The sequence below is a fragment of the Streptomyces sp. P17 genome, assembly GCF_032436805.1.
Classification (GTDB): domain Bacteria; phylum Actinomycetota; class Actinomycetes; order Streptomycetales; family Streptomycetaceae; genus Streptomyces.
The window spans coordinates 1-347 of the sequence record NZ_JAVRBF010000473.1; the positions used below are offsets into that span (position 1 = coordinate 1).

Sequence of the window (347 nt, forward strand, 5' to 3'; positions counted from 1 at the left end):
AAGTCGCCCACCACCTGCGCTTCGCAACGATCAAAGCCATTGGCAGCCCGCAATGCCACAGTAACCTTGTATGATTCACGCTCAAACAACTGCCCCAGCAGCGTGTGCCCCACAAATACCGTCGCACCTGTCAGCAGAACATTCGCCTGTGCTTTCATGGCTCAAGAAGCTCCCGATAAATATCCATGTGCTGCTCCACGATTTTTTCAATCGCAAACGCTTCTTCAGCCAGGGCTCTGCCAGCTTGTCCCATGTTATTCCTCAGCTCAGAATCTTCGATTAATCTCTGAATCGCGTCAGCCAGTGCTACAGCATCTTTTACAGGTACGAGCAAGCCGGTTACGTCT

The 347-nt window shown here is 51.6% G+C and carries 1 protein-coding gene; it reads right to left on the reverse strand.

Features of this window, described 5'->3' with window-relative positions; translation table 11 throughout:
- Window positions 1-154 precede the first annotated feature (154 nt).
- A partial coding sequence (locus RMT89_RS41765; RefSeq protein WP_315888981.1) for a glycosyltransferase occupies window positions 155-347 on the reverse strand: 193 nt, incomplete at its 5' end.